Annotated in this window: 13 protein-coding genes; 7 read left to right on the forward strand and 6 right to left on the reverse strand. The window is 67.9% G+C overall.

Features of this window, described 5'->3' with window-relative positions; genetic code table 11:
- The first annotated feature begins 120 nt into the window (after positions 1-120).
- The 6 genes from I7X39_RS00460 (at position 121) to I7X39_RS00485 (ending at position 7,910) form a co-directional block, all read left to right on the forward strand.
- Positions 121-1,476: an MBL fold metallo-hydrolase RNA specificity domain-containing protein gene (locus I7X39_RS00460; protein ID WP_198108989.1), complete on the forward strand. Its 1,356-nt coding sequence runs from the start codon at positions 121-123 to the stop codon at positions 1,474-1,476.
- Complete coding sequence (locus I7X39_RS00465; RefSeq protein ID WP_198108990.1) at positions 1,469-2,695, forward strand: MgtC/SapB family protein; 1,227 nt, start codon at positions 1,469-1,471, stop codon at positions 2,693-2,695. Before I7X39_RS00460 ends, I7X39_RS00465 begins: the two co-directional genes overlap by 8 nt.
- A 370-nt stretch (positions 2,696-3,065) precedes the next feature.
- Positions 3,066-4,352: an HlyD family secretion protein gene (locus I7X39_RS00470; protein WP_198108991.1), complete on the forward strand. Its 1,287-nt coding sequence runs from the start codon at positions 3,066-3,068 to the stop codon at positions 4,350-4,352.
- An 81-nt stretch (positions 4,353-4,433) separates the two neighbouring features.
- A complete protein-coding gene (locus I7X39_RS00475) occupies positions 4,434-4,619 on the forward strand; it encodes a hypothetical protein (RefSeq protein ID WP_198108992.1) in 186 nt (61 codons plus the stop codon).
- A 154-nt stretch (positions 4,620-4,773) separates the two neighbouring features.
- Positions 4,774-5,589, forward strand: coding sequence for a hypothetical protein (locus tag I7X39_RS00480; RefSeq protein ID WP_198108993.1), 816 nt, complete (start codon positions 4,774-4,776; stop codon positions 5,587-5,589).
- A gap of 173 nt (positions 5,590-5,762) precedes the next feature.
- The gene (locus I7X39_RS00485; protein WP_198108994.1) at positions 5,763-7,910 is read left to right on the forward strand and encodes a peptidase domain-containing ABC transporter; all 2,148 of its coding nucleotides are present in this window, start codon (positions 5,763-5,765) and stop codon (positions 7,908-7,910) included.
- 31 nt (positions 7,911-7,941) lie between these two features.
- Here the strand turns inward: I7X39_RS00485 and I7X39_RS00490 are convergent, their stop codons facing one another.
- Positions 7,942-8,787, reverse strand: coding sequence for an SMI1/KNR4 family protein (locus I7X39_RS00490; protein ID WP_198108995.1), 846 nt, complete (start codon positions 8,785-8,787; stop codon positions 7,942-7,944).
- Positions 8,788-9,356: 569 nt separating this feature from the next.
- Between I7X39_RS00490 and I7X39_RS00495 the strand changes: the two genes are divergently transcribed.
- Positions 9,357-10,493, forward strand: a complete 1,137-nt coding sequence (locus I7X39_RS00495; protein WP_198108996.1) for a sugar-transfer associated ATP-grasp domain-containing protein — start codon at positions 9,357-9,359, stop codon at positions 10,491-10,493.
- A 91-nt stretch (positions 10,494-10,584) separates the two neighbouring features.
- On the opposite strand, the gene I7X39_RS23470 is transcribed toward I7X39_RS00495, so the two are convergent.
- Genes I7X39_RS23470 through I7X39_RS00515 form a run of 5 tightly spaced genes read right to left on the reverse strand, consistent with a single transcriptional unit; the run spans position 10,585 to position 15,785 of the window.
- Positions 10,585-10,719, reverse strand: coding sequence for a hypothetical protein (locus tag I7X39_RS23470; protein WP_259376405.1), 135 nt, complete (start codon positions 10,717-10,719; stop codon positions 10,585-10,587).
- A 1-nt stretch (position 10,720) separates the two neighbouring features.
- On the reverse strand, positions 10,721-11,815 hold the full coding sequence (mltB, locus tag I7X39_RS00500; RefSeq protein WP_198108997.1) for a lytic murein transglycosylase B: 1,095 nt from the start codon (positions 11,813-11,815) through the stop codon (positions 10,721-10,723).
- A gap of 26 nt (positions 11,816-11,841) precedes the next feature.
- Positions 11,842-13,890, reverse strand: a complete 2,049-nt coding sequence (locus I7X39_RS00505; protein WP_198108998.1) for a transglutaminase TgpA family protein — start codon at positions 13,888-13,890, stop codon at positions 11,842-11,844.
- A gap of 3 nt (positions 13,891-13,893) precedes the next feature.
- Positions 13,894-14,856 (reverse strand): DUF58 domain-containing protein, encoded by a 963-nt coding sequence (locus tag I7X39_RS00510; protein ID WP_198108999.1) that lies wholly within the window; start codon positions 14,854-14,856, stop codon positions 13,894-13,896.
- A complete protein-coding gene (locus I7X39_RS00515) occupies positions 14,853-15,785 on the reverse strand; it encodes an AAA family ATPase (RefSeq protein ID WP_198109000.1) in 933 nt (310 codons plus the stop codon). The genes I7X39_RS00510 and I7X39_RS00515 overlap by 4 nt, the downstream gene beginning before the upstream one ends.
- Positions 15,786-15,791: the final 6 nt, after the last annotated feature.

Here is a 15,791-nt window from a genome sequence, read left to right on the forward strand (position 1 = left end):
AACGCCTCCGTCGGGCCGGCTTGGCGCCGCGGCGGCTTGATGCGCATCAAGCCTCAGGGCCCGCACAGGGGGCTCGGGCCGTGCCAGCATCGCGTCCTGCCGTTCACCACCGGGTTCATCATGCAGCTGCACTTTCTCGGCGCCGCCGACACCGTCACCGGTTCCCGTCACGCGGTCGACCTGGCCGGCCGGCGCATCCTGCTCGACTGCGGTTTGTTCCAGGGTTTCAAGACCTACCGCGAACGCAACTGGGCACCGCTGCCGCTGCCGGCGGATTCGATCGACGCCGTGGTGCTCAGCCACGCCCATCTGGACCACAGCGGCTGGCTGCCGGTGCTGATGCAGCAGGGCTTTCGCGGCCCGGTGATTGCCAGCCCCGCCACCTGCGCACTGGCCGAGGTGCTGCTGCTGGACAGCGCGCACCTGCAGGAAGAAGACGCCCGCCGCGCCAACCGCGGCGGCTGGAGCCGCCACCGCCCGGCCAAGCCGCTCTACACGGTGCAGCAGGCGCGCAAGGCGCTGCAATTGCTCAAGCCGCTGGCACCGGGGCGCACCGCCAAGGTGGGTGGCGTGCAGGTGGAGCTCAAGCCCGCCGGCCACCTGCTGGGCGCCAGCAGCGTGCGCCTGCAGGCCGGGGGTGCCAGCCTGGTGTTCTCGGGCGATCTGGGCCGCGGCGACGACCTGCTGATGCCGCCCCCGCAGCCCCAGCTGGAGGCGGATGTGCTGCTGATCGAGAGCACCTACGGCAATCGCCTGCACCCGCTGCAGGACGTGCAGGCTCGGCTGGGCGAGATCATCCGCACCGTGGTGCGCCGCGGCGGCTCGGTGCTGCTGCCCAGCTTTGCCGTGGGCCGCGCCCAGGCCCTGCTGCTGGTGTTGCAGCGCCTGCGCCAGTCCGGCGAAGTTCCGGAGGACCTGCCCATCGTGCTGGACAGCCCGATGGCCCGCACCGCCACCACGCTCTACCAGCGCCATGGCCGCCTGCTGCGCGTGCCGCCGCGCGAGGTTGCCAACCTGACCGACGGCGTCACCTTGATCGAGACGCCGCAGGAGTCGCTCGCGCTGATGCGCTCGCGCTGGCCCAAGGTCATCATTTCCGCCAGCGGCATGGCCACCGGCGGGCGCGTGCTCGGCCACCTCAAGAACATGCTGCCCAACCCGCGCCACCACATCGTCTTCCCCGGTTTCCAGGTGGCGGGCACGCGTGGCGCGCAGCTGGTGGCGGGGGCGGCCTCGGTCAAGATGTTCGGCGAGTACGTCGCCGTGAAGGCCGAGGTCACCCATCTCGAAGGCTTCTCGGGCCATGCCGATGCCGACGGCCTGCTGGCCTGGCTGCGCCAGTTCCACCAACCGCCCGAGCGAACTTTCGTCGTGCACGGCGAACCCGAGGCGGCCGACGCCTTGCGCATGCGCATTCAGGACGAGCTGGACTGGCGCGTCACCGTGCCCGAGCAGGGCGCACGCATCGATGTTTGAGCCGCAAGCCCTGATCGGCCTGGGCGTGGCCGTGGGCGGCGGCCTGCTGATTGGCCTGGAGCGCGAGCGCCGCAAGGAAGAGCGCGGCGGTGACGCCGGCCTGCGCAGCTTTGCCGTCGCCGGCCTGACCGGTGCCCTGGCCCAGCACCGCCCCGAGCTGCTGGCCGTGGGAGCGCTCTTCATCGCCGTGCTGGCCGCATTGGCCTACTGGCGCAACCCCGGGCGCGACCGCGGCATGACCACCGAGCTGGCCCTGTTCGCCACCTTCCTGATCGGCGTGCAAGCTGTGAGCCAGCCCGCGCTGGGCGCCGCCTGCGCCGCCGGCCTGGCGCTGCTGCTGGCCGCGCGCGAGCGCCTGCACCGCTTCGCCACCCTGGGCCTGAGCGAACAGGAGCTGCATGACGGCCTGCTGCTGGCCGCGCTCACGCTCATCGCCCTGCCACTCATCCCCGCCGGCCCGCTGCCCTGGCTGGGCGGCATCAGCGCGCGGCCGCTGGCGGCCCTGGTGCTGCTCATCATGGCCCTGCAGGCCGCCGGCCAAGTGGCGATGCGCCGCATGGGCGCCGATGCCGGCCTGCTGATCTCGGCGCTGTTCTCGGGCTTTGTTTCCAGCACCGCCACCATCGCCTCGCTGGGCAGCCGCGCGCGCGCCGACGCCGGCCACGCCGGCGCCCTGGCACGCGGCGGCGCCATGTCCACCGTGGCCACCTGGCTGCAGGCCCTGGTGATGGTGACCGCGCTGGCCCCCGCCGCCCTGCCCACCGTGGCCCTGCCGGTGCTGCTGGGCGCCGCCAGCGCCGCCGCCCTGGCCCTGCTGGGCCGCAACGGCCAGCACCTGTCTGCCGTGCAGGAAAAGGGCAGTGCCCTGCGCCCGCGCGAAGCCCTGCTGGTGGCCGTCTTCCTGGCCGGCGTGGCCTGGGCCGTCACCCAGGCCCGCGCCGCCTTCGGCGCCAGCGGGCTGTTGGCCGGCGTGGGCATCAGCGCCCTGGCCGATGCCCATGCCCCCGTGGCCTCCCTGGCGGCCCTGCACGCCGCCGGGCAGATCCAAGCCCCGCTGCTGCTGCAGGGCGTGCTGCTGGCCATCGGAACCAACAGCCTGACGCGCATGGTGGTGGCCTGGGTGGCTGGGGGCTGGGTGTACGCCAGAAGGGTGGCGGCGGCCTTGGTGGGGAGTTGGGTGGTGGCGGTGGGGGTGGCTTGGGGTTTGAGCAGGTTCTAGGCGCAGCAAGGGCCTACAAGCGGTTACCTGCCGGCCTGCCTGCGTGTGACTTTGTTCCGGCTTGACCCCGCAGTTCACTCAGGCTTGCGCCCAAAACACCTGCCAAAAGACTGTCTTTTGGGGTTCGGCTTCGCTGCCTAAGAAGGCTTTTGAGGACGCTTTGAGCGCTGCTGGGTCGGCCTTGTGCCGTTCCCGGCGGAGGGGCTGACGCATCCGGCATAACCCTGATTGGCTAGCCGGAAGGGCGGGGGTTCGCAATCCGGGCCTCGAGGGGGTTTTGTAACAGCGGCCCCGTGGATCGAATGACGCCACGCAAGGTGCAAAGCCCTTTTTGGCTAGCAGACCGGCACCGTCTCCTCAGCTTCCCGCGATGTCCGCCTCTTTGTTCCGTCCCGAAGTGATGAACGCCCAGCAGGCGCAGTGGCTTGGCAGCATTCGCATTGCCCGCCCGCCGGGCTTCGCTCTCGTCACCGTTCTTGCTGTGGCCTGCGCCGCTGCCTTGGTCGCCTTTGCCGTCTGGGGCGAGTACACCCGCAAGGTCACTTTGCCCGGTGTGCTGATGCCGGAAGGTGGGGTGATGGACATCAGCAGCCCACAGGGCGGGACGGTCAGCGAGGTGCTGGTCAAGGAGGGTGACGAGGTGCAGGCCGGTCAGCCGTTGATCCGCCTGCGCGCAGAGCGGCAGTTGGCTGCGGGTGAATTGGGACAGTTGCAGGCTGCTGCCGTTGCCCAGCAGCGCCAGAGTCTGGAAACCGAATTACGGTTGCTGGAGCAGCGAACCCAGCAGCGCAGCGCAGCGCTGAGCGACCGGCTGCGTAGCCTGAAATCCGACGAGGGCAGTCTGCGCGGCGAGCTGGAGGCGGTGCAGCAGCGCGTGGCACTGGCTGACAAGTCCGCCAGGAACTTCGAGGAGTTGGCCGCCAAGGGCTTCATGTCGCAATTGCAGGCGCAGCAGAAGCAAGAAGAGCTGCTGGATCTGGGGCTGCGCGAGCGCAATGCGCGTCGTGCCCTGGAGGCGGCGCAGCGCGAGCAGGTGGGTATCCAGGCCGAATTGGCTCTGGCACGCACGCAGCTTGAATCAGAACGCTCGCAATTGCAGCGCCAGCTGGCAGAGCTGACTCAGGAAGGCAGCGATCTCGGTGCCCGCTCGGCTTGGACCTTGACGGCTCCACGCGCTGGGCGGGTGGCCACGCTGATTGCGGTGGCCGGGCAGGCCGCGACGGCGGAGCGGACGCTGGCCACGCTGTTGCCGGCGGGTGCTACCAGCGAAGCCAATCTGGTCGCCCACTTGTATGCGCCCAGTCGCATGGCTGGGTTTGTCGAGCTAGGGCAACCGGTGTGGTTGCGTTATGCGGCGTATCCGTACCAAAAGTTTGGCATGCAGCGCGGCGAGGTGGTTGCGGTGAGCCGCAGCCCTGTCAATCCGCAGGATTTGCCGAGTGGTCGGTCACAGGCCCTGATGCAGTCGGTGCAGGCGGTGGAGCCGCTGTACCGGATTCAGGTGAGCCTGGCACGGCAGCACATCCAGGTCCAAGGTGAATTGCAGCCTTTGAAGGTGGGGACGGCACTGGAGTCGCAAGTGAGGCAAGAGGCGCGAGCCATTTGGGAGTGGGTGCTGGAGCCGGTGCTGGCTGTGTGGGCAAAGGGAAGGGTCTGAATCTTGGGCTACTTTGCTTCTGGCTGGAATTTTTAGTCCGCGATGTCCAGGCGCGGCTTTTCTCTGGACGAATTAGGAGTGATGGTGAAAGAACTGAACAGTAAAGATTTTCTGGGGATTGTTGGTGGCGACAACCCTGGCATGGGTTCTTATGATGGAAAAGGCGACAAGTCTGTCTATCTTGAGGGTTGGGATTGTGGATGGACTGATAACGGGAAAGTTCGATGCATTCTCGTGCCCGCTCCTGCGCCGCCGCAACCTCGCTAAGTAGCGCAATGGCATCGCAAGGTATACAAGAAGTGAGCCGCAGTTGCAACTGAGCCATTCTTGAATTGCGGCATAGCGCTGCGAAATTCAGGCCTTGTTCGGGCGGGTCAATCATTCGGAGCCGCCCGAGCTTTAATAATTTCTGGTTGATCGCTTGGGTTTTTATCGTGTGCTGGCGACGGGTCGGTTATTAACGGATTTCATATTTGTGCGAAAAATAAGCAACTTACTTCGTCGGGTGACTTCTGGCGTATTGAGGTCGGCTGCTGTTGCTCTGATTTGTATGCTTGGAAGTAGGCCGCTCATTGCCGCCGAAGTTCTTCGTGAAGGAGAACGCCTGCGAATAATCGGAGAGATCACGCAGCGCCTCGTTGCAGAAATTGGTGCGAAGGACAGGCTTGAAGGAGTTCGCTCCATTGAGATCACGTCGCCGGGCGGCGAACTTCTTCCTGCAATTGTTCTGGCTCGCTGGATTCGGGAGGCGGGGATCAATGTAAAAGTGAGTGGGATATGCGCATCGGCTTGTGCAAATTATATTTTCCCTGCTGGGCGTCAGAAGTTTATTGCGGCGGACGCGCTGCTGGTGTGGCATGGTGGTGCATTTCAAAGGAATTTCGTCGAATTTGTTGATGAATTTGAGGCTGTGTCTGAGCGGATTGATGTTGGGGTGGGGCTTGAAGGGGATTCTGATTATTTGAAGCGCAGCCAGGAAAAATACATAAACATAAAGGTTCAGCAGGCGCAGGAGCGAAAATTTTACGAACTGATTGGAGTGGATAAGAGCTTGCCGATTGTTGGGAAGTTGGATGCTATGGGAAAAGTTTGGACGCTTTCAATTGATGCGATGTCCAGGCTGGGAATAAGGGGCGTTGTTGCGCCGGAGCAATATGCGTCGATTGAATATATTGAAAAATGGAAGTCGGGTTACTTTGGGCGGGCTGACGCCTTGCAAATTGATCTTATCGAATGAGGTAAAAGTGAATTTTCGCTTGCTCTTTATCTGATGCGATTCAGGAGCTTTCCCGGTGCTTATGTGCATGGAATTCTTTGGTGAAATTTCGGAAGTTATTGTCGTATGAGAATTTCCTATTGAATTTGTTTTGAGGTTCCTGTAGATAATATTGCGAGGCCTGATGGCAATAAATGAAGCCAATCCTTCAGTGTGAGTCTGCCGAATGCGGGCTCGCAGCGCTCTTGATGGTCGTCAGCGTGTACGGGCAGCATGTGGACCTCTCCGACCTGCGCCGTCGCTTTCCCACCAGTCTGAAGGGCGCCAACCTGCGCCAACTGATCCAGCACGCCGCCGCCCTGGGCTTTTCCAGCCGCCCGCTGCGCCTTGATCTGGACGAACTGAAGCAACTCGCCACCCCTTGCATCCTCCACTGGGACCTGAACCACTTCGTGGTGCTCAAGAAGGTCACGCGCAGGGGCGCTGTCATCCTCGACCCGGCAGTCGGTGAGCGGAGTCTGACGACAACCGAGATTGGCCGCCACTTCACCGGAGTCGCCCTGGAGCTGATCCCGAACGCCGACTTCAAGCCTGAAGCGCCGGCACCGCGTGTCAGTTTGCAAGCGTTGACGGGCAAGGTGATGGGACTGAAGCGCTCGCTGCTGCAGATCTTTGCTGTCGCCGTGGTGCTGGAACTGTTCGCCATCGTCGCGCCCTTGATGAGCCAGTTGATCGTCGACGACGTGTTGGCCTCGGGCGACGGCGAGCTGCTGACCGTCATCGTGCTGGGCTTTGGCCTGCTCTTGCTCATCCAAACCTTGTTGGCCCTCGCCCGCTCCTGGATGGTGATGGTGCTGGGCCAGACGCTTAGCCTGCAATGGTTGGGCAATGTGTTCGCCCACCTGATCAAACTGCCGACCAGCTTTTTCGAGAAGCGCCATCTGGGCGATATCACCTCGCGCTTCGGCGCCGTCAACGCCATCCAGAGAACCCTGACCACCGCCGTGGTCGAGGCTGTGCTCGACGGCCTGATGGCCGTGGCCGCGCTGCTGATGATGACGATCTATGCGCCGTCGCTGTGCGCCATCGTGCTCGGCGCCGTCGCTGCCTACGCGGTCTTGCGCTGGGCCATGTACCGCCCCTTTCGCGACGCCGCCGCCGAGCGCCTGGTGATCGCCGCGCGCGAGAGCACGCATTTCCTCGAAACCCTGCGCGCCATCACGCCGCTGAAGCTGTTCGGCCGCGAGCAGGAGCGCCGTGCGCGCTGGCAGAACTTGATCGTGGACGTGCAGAACCGCGATGTGCGCACGGCCAGGATGGGTATCGCCTTTTCCACCGCCAACACCTTCATCTTCGGCCTGGAAAACCTGCTGGTGTTCTGGGTCGGCGGCAAGCTGATCCTGGCCGGGCAGATGGCGGGGGCGCCGAGCTTCACGATCGGCATGCTGTTCGCCTTCATCGCCTACAAGGGCCAGTTCACCGGCCGGGTGTCCAAGCTGATCGACTACGCGGTCGAGCTGAAGATGCTGGGCCTGCACTCCGAGCGCCTGGCCGACATCGTGCTGGAGCCGCCCGAGAAGGACGACGCATCCGAGCACGATCTCGCGCATCTGCGGCCCAGCATCGAACTGAAGAGCATCAGCTTCCGATACGCCGAGGGCGAGCCCTGGGTGTTGAAGGACGCGAATTTCAAGGTCGAGGCGGGCGAATCGGTCGCCGTTACCGGCCCCAGTGGTGCGGGCAAAACCACTTTGCTGAAGATCGCCCTGGGACTGCTGCAGCCCACCGAGGGCGAGGTGCTGTACGGCGGCCAGCGCATCCAGCAGCTGGGCCTGCAGAACGTGCGCCGGCAGATCGGCACCGTGATGCAGGAGGACGTGCTGCTGACCGGCAGCTTGGCCGACAACATCGCCTTCTTCGATGTGGCGCCCAACCTGGAGCGCGTGCAGGCCTGCGCGCAACTGGCGCAGCTGCATGAGGACATCAGCAAGATGCCGATGGGCTACCAGACCCTGGTGGGCGACCTGGGCCAAGGGCTGAGCGGGGGGCAGAAGCAGCGCCTTCTGCTGGCACGGGCGCTCTACAAGCAGCCCAAGGTGCTGGCGCTGGACGAGGCCACCAGCCATCTGGACCTGGGCAACGAGCGCGCCGTGACGGCCACGCTCGCGCAGATGAACCTGACGCGCTTGATCATTGCCCACCGGCCCGAGACGATTGCCGGCGCGCAGAGGGTGGTGCAGGTCAGGGAAGGCCAGGTGATGGAACTGGCGCGCGCGCTCAGCCCCCTGGCTCCTGACACGGCAGGGGTGGCGCCCGTTCCGCCCCTGCAACCCGCGGCTTGAGCAGCCGGCGCGTCGTTCGAGCGTTCGAGGCTCAGCGCCTGCTGCGCGACGGCCGTTGGTGGCGCCGAAAGCCGTCGCGCGTGCGCGGAGGCTCCGCAGGCGATGCGGGCGCCACGGTCCATGGGGTCCAGCCCGACAGGCGATGGGGCACTGGCTCGGCCTGGGTTGCGGCCTGCGTTGCCGCGCGGTGCTCGGCCACCAGCTCGGCGGCACTGCGCTCGCGCGGCCCCAGGCCCAGCGCGTAGCGCAGACTCCAGCTCGGAGCGCCGCTGTCGGCGTCGTGCCAGCCGCCTTCGCGCGCCACCAGGCGGCCGGACTCCAGGGCTGCCAGCAGGCGTTCGAAGTAGTCCTCCAGACCGCTGCAAAACAGCCTGGGCTCATCCTGCGGGTCCTGGTAGAGCAACTGGCCCATCTGGCCGGTCCGGCCGGGCATCAGGTCCACCTCGATCGTGCAGCCGCAGATGTTGGCCGCGATGGGCAGGCGCTCGGCTTCGAAGCTGGCTGCCACCACGGGGCGCGGCGGGTGCCGGTCCTCCAGGCTCAGTTCGCTCAGACAGCCCTTGGCCCGCAGGCCGGCCTCCACCTCGCGCAGCAGCTGCCACTGGCTGACCAGCGCCTCCAGCGGCAGCCAATCCGCTTGGCCGGGGAATAGCGGTGGAATGGGAGCCTGCAAATCGAAGTGCCGCTGCTGGGGCGTGCAGACGCCGTCGAAGTGCCGGTAAGCCTCCCGCACCGCGGCAGGGAAGCAGAGGCCGATGGCGCGCTCGGCTTCGGCGATGGCGGCCTCGCTGGCCCCAGGCCGCAAGGTGCCTTGTGCCGCGCCGGGGAACTGCGCCGCCAGGACCTGGCCGAAGCGCTTGTAGAGTGGGCTGACCATGGGCTCTCCCTGAACCGCTTATTGGAGCGCGGCACTGTAGGCAGCCGAGGACCGGCAAGGCTGCAAGGCTTTGCTCGCTTGGGTGAGCAGCTGTTTCGGCCCAGTAATTGCCGCTTCACGAGGGCATCAGCAAGCAGCCGGTGGGCTACCAAACTCTGGTGGGCGACCTAGGCCATGGGCTGAGCGGGGGCCAGAAACAGCGCCTGCTGCCGGCGCGGGCAAGCCCAAGGTGTGGTGAAGTTGGCTCGGGCCACGGCGGCTTCCTGCGCCGCCAGGATGCCGCCCCTGATTGCTCTGGAGCCCACCGTATGGAGCGCACTTCCAAGGCTGATTCGTATCCTGGCGTTGGGCGCTTGTGCCAGCCCGCCTTCCGATGCTGACCGTGTCGCGGTGATGGCGGAGCGCGCCGCGGCCGCCTGCGGTCAGGTCCAGGTGGTTGAGGTACCGGTGGATGGCTTTCGCTGCCATGCGACTCGTGCGCGCTGACCCGTCACGGGGTGTCGCGCCCCCCCCCCCCGAATCGGGGCCCACCAGTCAAATGAGGCGAAATTTGTAAGCAGCGGTGACACTTGTGGGCGCTGGCAACACAAGGGGGGCTTATGAATCCGCTGTCAGCCATGCGGCAAGTCCGGGCACAGGGTGGCAAGCCCTTGGTGCGTCAGTTGCGCGAACTCTTGGCCTGCCGCCTGCGCGCCAGTCCCATCGGTGTGTCGGAGTACTTTGCCTACGGACTCTGGTCGCCCGAACTTGGTCCGGATGAGTTGCGGCAGTTCATCGGCTGGCGCCAAAGCGTGCTGCTGGACCAGACGTTGAATGACTCACGTTCGCGTGTGCTGGCCAATGACAAGCTCGTCAATTACCTGATCCTGCAGCACCTGGGCCTACCCATGCCGCAGCCCCTGGCCACCTTCACTGCCGAGGGGCGCCGGATCGGCAATGAGACCGTGCTGCGCAGCCTGGACGACGTGAGACGCTGGCTGGACGGTGATGTCTATCCCTTCTACGTGAAGCCCATTTCCGCCGGCTACGGGCGGGGCGTGACGGGCGTGGCGGGCCGCGATGGGCCTTCCTTGCGACTGCTGGATGACCGAACGCTCGCCCTGGAGGAGTTCCTGAAGGCGTTCGAATTTCCGCCTTACGGGGGCATGCTGTTCCAGCGTCCGGTCCAGGCGCATCCGTCCATCGTGGCGCTGACCGGCTCGAAGGCGGTGTGCAGCGTGCGCTGTATCTGCCTGGTGACGCCTTCGGGGCCGCAGGTGCATACGGCGTTCTGGAAAATCGCCACCGGCAAGAACATGCTCGACAACTTTTCGCATGGCGACCTGGGCAACTGCCTGGGCGCGGTGGATGTGCGCAGTGGGCGCATCGAACGCGCCATAGCGCGGCTCGGGCCGGGCGGCCGAGTGGACCGTCATCCGGACACCGGCCAGCCCTTGGTGGGTTTTCAGCTGCCCGACTGGACTGCTGCGCTGGACTTGGTGCATCGCGCCAGTGCCCATTTCCCGGGTCTGCGCTTGCAGAACTGGGACGTGGCGCTGTGCCCCGAGGGGCCGGTGCTGATCGAGCTCAACACCGAATCCGAGCTGGCCGTCCCGCAGGCCATTTCGGGCCGGGGCCTGATGGATGCGCGCCTGCGCGGCATGCTGGCCGAACTGGAGCAGGCTCAGGCGCGGCGGCGGGCCGCGGTGGCCGCGGGGCCGCGCTGACGAGCATGGCGGTGTGCGCTAGGCAGCGCGTCGGCGCGTACTGGGGCGTGGCCTCAGCTGGAAAAGCCCTCGAAGCGCAGCAGTTCGGCCGTCAGGCGTGGCCGCTGAAGAAGTGCAGATGCGCGCCAGCACTGCTGCTGGCCAGCGCCAGTTGCGTCCCGGGCGCGGCGGGCGTCAGCGCCGAGGCGAAGAGCGGGTGATCGCTCTGCGCCAGGGCGGTCGGCATCTCAGGGCGTCTGACCGGCCTTGCGCAGCTGCCCCAGGCGCTCGCCCAGGGTGATGACCGCCAGGGCGTAATAGGCCGAGCGGTTGTAGCGCGTCAGCACATAGAAGTTGCGGCTGCCCAGCACAAAGGTGGGGGGCGCCACGCCGCCGTTCTCCAGTTGCACCAGGGCCCAGGGGCCAGGGTGGGGCAAGGCTTGAGTCAGGCCGGCGGCTTCCAGCGTGGCGGCGCCCCAGGTCGGGTCGATGTCCGGTGCCAGCAGGCGCGCGCGCTCGGTGGCGTCGGCCGGGGGGTCGGTGTAGACATGCGTGGCCTGTCCGGCCTGCCAGCCGTGGCGGGCCAGGAAATGTGCCACCGAGCCGATCGCGTCGGCCGGGTTGCCCACCAGATCGATGTGGCCATCGCCGTCGAAATCCACCGCGTAGCTGCGCCAGCTGCTGGGCATGAACTGGCCGTAGCCCATGGCGCCAGCAAAGCTGCCCTTGAAGCTGAAGGGCTCGCGCCCCTCCTGGCGGGCCAGCAGCAGGAACTCGACCAGCTGCTCGCGGAAGAAGGGCGTGCGGTCGCTGCGGCCGCCAGGGAAGTCGAAGGCCAGGGTGGCCAGGGCGTCGAGCACCCGGAAGTTGCCCATGATCTGGCCGTAGAAGGTCTCCACGCCCAGGATGCCCATCACCACCTCGGCGGGCACGCCGTAGTCCTTCTCGGCACGCGCCAGCGCTTCGGCGTTCTGCTCCCAGAAACGCAGGCCGGCTTGCAGGCGACGCGGCTCCACGAAGCGGTCGCGGTAGGCGGCCCAGTCCTTGGCCTGGCCGGGGGGCGCGGGGAGGATGAACTGCGCGGCGCGCGGCTGGTACTGGGCTTGGCCCAGCAGGGCCAGCAGCTCGGCCTCGTTCCAGCCGGCCAGCGGGGCACCCGGGCGCACTTGCATTTGCAGCCATTCGCGCACGTCGCTGCGCTCGGCGTAGCGGCCCGGCTTCATGCCATGGGCGGGTTGGGCGGCAACGGAGAGCGGGGCCGGAGTTCGGGCAGGGGCGGCTTTTTTCTTGGGTGCCGCCAGGGCGGGGCTGAGCAACAGCGCGCCGGCAAGGGCCAGCGCCATGGGCAGGGCAGGGAACACGAAAACGATCAGGAAGACGGCGAGGAAGGGGGCGCAGTGTCGCCCAGGCCCCTGGGCAGGCTGCGCTGCAGGCCCCGCCACCAGGTCTGGCGCCAGCGCAGCGCCTGCCAGGGGCTGAGCTCGGCCTGCGGGCCGTAGCGGCGCTGCTCCAGCTGGGCCAGTTGGGCCTGCAGGGCGGCGGCGCGCGCGCCCCAATGCTGGCCGGCCAGGGCGGCCCAGCGCAGCGGCGCCTGGTGGGGCTGGGCCTGCGTCAGCCCCGCGCGCTGCAGCGCCCGCAGCGTGCGCTGGTGCAGGCGCACCCAGGGGTTGTGCTCGTGGGCGCGCCAGCGCATCCAGGCCAGGGCGCCCAGCGCCAGGCTGCCGATGGCAATGGCCACGGCGTGGCCCAGCGCCGTCCAGTCGGCCTCCTCGAAGCCGAGGCGGCGCAGCAGGTCGAACTGCTGGTCGCGCGCATAGCCCAGCACCCATTGCTGCCACTGCAGGTCCAGCGCCTCGCCGATGCGGCGCATGCGTGCCCACAGGGTGGGGTCGATGGCGTCCAGCGCGCCCCGCAGGGCGCCCGGCGGCGGGCTCAGGCGCTGGCTGCGCTCCACGCGCTCCGGAGCCACGGCGGCGGTGGGGTCGGCGCGCCGCCAACCGATCTGCGGCTGCCAGTACTCGATCCAGGCATGGGCATGGCTGTTGCGCACCACCGCCCAGCCATCTTGCAACTCTGGGTCCATGCCCTGGTAGCCCGTCACCAGCCGGGCCGGCACGCCGGCCGCGCGCAGGGCCACCACGGTGGCGGCGGCGTAGTGCTCGCAAAAGCCGGCGCGGCGGTCGAACCAGAACTCGTCGATCAGGTGCGGGCTGGCCTCGCCGTAGACGCCCGGGGTCAGGGTGTAGCGGAAGGGCTCGCGGCGGATGTGCGTGAGCAGTGCCGCCAGCAACTCGTCGGTGCTGCGACCCTGGGCCAGTTCGCGCGCCCAGGCCGTCAGGCGGGGGTTCAGCCCGGGTGGCAGGCGGCGCGCCGGGCGCAGGCTGGGATGCTCCTCAAACGGGCCGAGGCGGCTGCTGCTGAGCTGGGCCTCGTGCTGCAGGCGCAGGCGCTCGGTGATGGGCCGGTTGGCGATCCAGCTCAGCTCCGCGCTGCGGCGCAGCAGCAGGCTGGGCAGCTGCCACAGCTCGCCCGGCTGGCCGGCGTCGTACTCCAGCACCGGCAGCAGGGAGACGCGCTGGGGCTCCACCAGCATTTCGTAGCGCAGGGCGGGGCCGAGGCCACGCTGCCAGGCTTCGCCCGGCGGCAAAACAGTGCCCGGCGGGCGGGCCCGCCAGCTCAGGCCGTCGAAGTCCGTCAGCACCGGGCCGCGGAAATAGAGCCACTGCGGAGGCGGCAGGGTCTGGCCGTCGAGTGGGCGCAGGCGCAAGGCCACGGAGTCGTCGCTGGCCAGGGTGGCCACTTGGCCAAACTCCATTTCGTTCGACAGCCCGGTGCCTGCCGAAGCCGATGGCACACCCCAGAGCGGCGCCATGCGCGGGAACAGCAGGAACAGCAGCACCATCACCGGCAGGCCGTACAGCGTGGTGCGCGCGGCCTCGCGCGCGGCGATCTTCAGATGCGGCTGGCCCAGCGGCATCTGTGCCAGCACCAGGCTGGTCAGCAGGCCCCAGACCGTGGCCACCGTCCACAGCGCCACCCACAGGGCCTGCGAGTGCAGGAACTGCGTCAGCACCAGAAAGAAGCCGAGGAAGAAGACCACGAAGGCGTCGCGCCGCTTGTGCATCTCCAGCAGCTTCAAGGCCATCAGCAGGGTCACCAGGGTTAGGCCCGCATCCCGGCCCACCAGTACCCCATGGCTGACCTTGGCAGCCCCACAGGCCGCCGCCAGGATCAGCATCAACAGCCAGCGGTTCGGCAGCGGCCGCGCGCCCCAGGCCAGCCAGACGCGCCAGCCCAGCAGCAGCAACAGGCTGGCACCGGCCCAAAGGGGGATGCGCAGCATGTGCGGTGCCACGGTCAGGGCCACTACGCACACGAGGAAGAGCGTGTCGCGGGTGTCGCGGCTGAGCTTTTGCATGGTCTAGGCCAGGGCCAGGCGTTCCAGTGCCTGGCGGCGCTGCTCGGCGCCTTGGCCGGGCGGCAGCTCGTAGCCGGGCAGGCGCAGGCCCCAGTCCTGGCCGTGCGAATCGGCCGCCAGCACCCAGGCGGTCAGGCGTTGCCAGCGCTTCTCGGTTTCCAGCCCTTGCGTCTGCGCAGCTTCCAGCCAACGCTGGCTGCCGCGCAGCGCGGCGCCGCGTTCCACCACCCAGAGCGGGGCATTCGGATCGCTGGCCTGGGCCTCTCGTTTCCACAGCACGTCGCGCAGGCGGTCGCCATCGCGCCAGCCGCGCAGCTGGTGAAAGTCTTCATCGCCCTGGCCGCTGCCGGCCTGCGGCGGGCCTTCGATGGCGCTGCCGGTCGGCAGGGGCGGGCAAGGGGTTTCCGCGGCCGGGTAGACCCACTGCTTGCTGGCCGGGCGCCAGTAGCTCCAGGCCACGAAGAGGCCGAGCGGGAAGCGGGTTTCGATGCGCAGCAGCGGCAGCTCGTGCAGGCCGCGGGCCGGCGCGCGCCAGGCCAGGCGCAGTTCGGCGTGTCCTTCCGCCGGCACATCCACCCAGGCCAGGGTGGCGTTCTCGGCCTCGGCCAGACGCAGGCCCACGCCAAAGCGCGCACGGTCCGGGTTGTGCAAGCGGACCGCCAGCGGCAGGTCCTGGTCGGCATGGCCGGGTTCGGGCGGCTGCAGGGCCAGACGCAGGCCGCGCAGGTTCGCGTGCGTGGTGTGCATCGAGGCCAGCCCGGCGCCGCAGAGCAGAAAGGTCAGTGCGTAGCCCAGGCTCAGCTGGTCGTTGATGGAGGCCACCAGCAGCACCGCCTGCGTCAGCAAAAAGGCCGCGCCGACCTTGGTGGGCACGATGTAGAGGTTGCGCTGGGTCAGCAGCTGGTCGTCGCGGGGCGGGTGGCGGGCGCTCCACCAGGCTCGCCAGCGCTGCTGGATCCAATTCACGGCAGCGGTACCGCCTCGATCAGGGCGCGCACCTGCTCCGCGCTGCCGCGGCCCGAGCCCGCGCGCGCCTTCAACCGGTGCGCCAGCACCTGCACGGCCACCGATTGCAGATCCTCGGGCGAGACATGGGCGCGCCCCGCCAGCAGGGCCTTGGCGCGCGCGGCACGCAGCCAGGCCAGGCCGGCGCGGGGCGAGAGCCCCTCCACGAACCACTGCCCGCTGCGCGTCGCGTCCAGCAAGGATTGCAGGTAGTCCAGCAGCGCCGGGCTGACATGCAGCCCACGCGCCAGCGCTTGGGCGGCCTGCAGCTGGGTGGGGCTCATCACGGCCTGCAGCTCGGCCAGCTGCTCGCGGCTGTCGCGCCCGCTCAGCAGCTCGCGTTCGGCCGTGCGGTCGGGGTAGCCCAGGCGGATCGTCATCAGGAAGCGGTCCAGCTGCGACTCGGGCAGCGGGTAGGTGCCCAGCTGCTCGCTTGGGTTCTGCGTGGCAATGACGAAGAAGGGCGAGGGCAGGGCGTGGCTCTGGCCTTCGATGGTGACCTGGCGCTCCTCCATCGCCTCCAGCAGCGCGCTCTGCGTCTTGGGGCCGGCGCGGTTGATTTCATCCGCCAGCAGCACCTGGGCGAACACCGGGCCGGGCTTGAAGCTGAACTGGCCGGCACTGCGGTCGAACACGTTGACGCCCAGCAGATCCGAGGGCAGCAGGTCGGCGGTGAACTGCACGCGCGCGAAGCGCAGGCCCAGGGTCAGCGAGAGTGCCTGCGCCAGCGTGGTCTTGCCCACGCCGGGCAGGTCTTCGATCAAGAGGTGCCCCCCCGCCACCAGGCAGGCCAGGCAGTCGGCCACCTGGGTCGGCTTGCCCTTGATCACCGTGCTAATCTGGTTTTGCACCTGCTGCAGCAGGGCCGTATCCAATGAGGGTGAGTGCATCGCCCG

The organism is Inhella proteolytica, assembly GCF_016093275.1.
In the GTDB taxonomy this organism is placed as follows: domain Bacteria; phylum Pseudomonadota; class Gammaproteobacteria; order Burkholderiales; family Burkholderiaceae_C; genus Inhella; species Inhella proteolytica.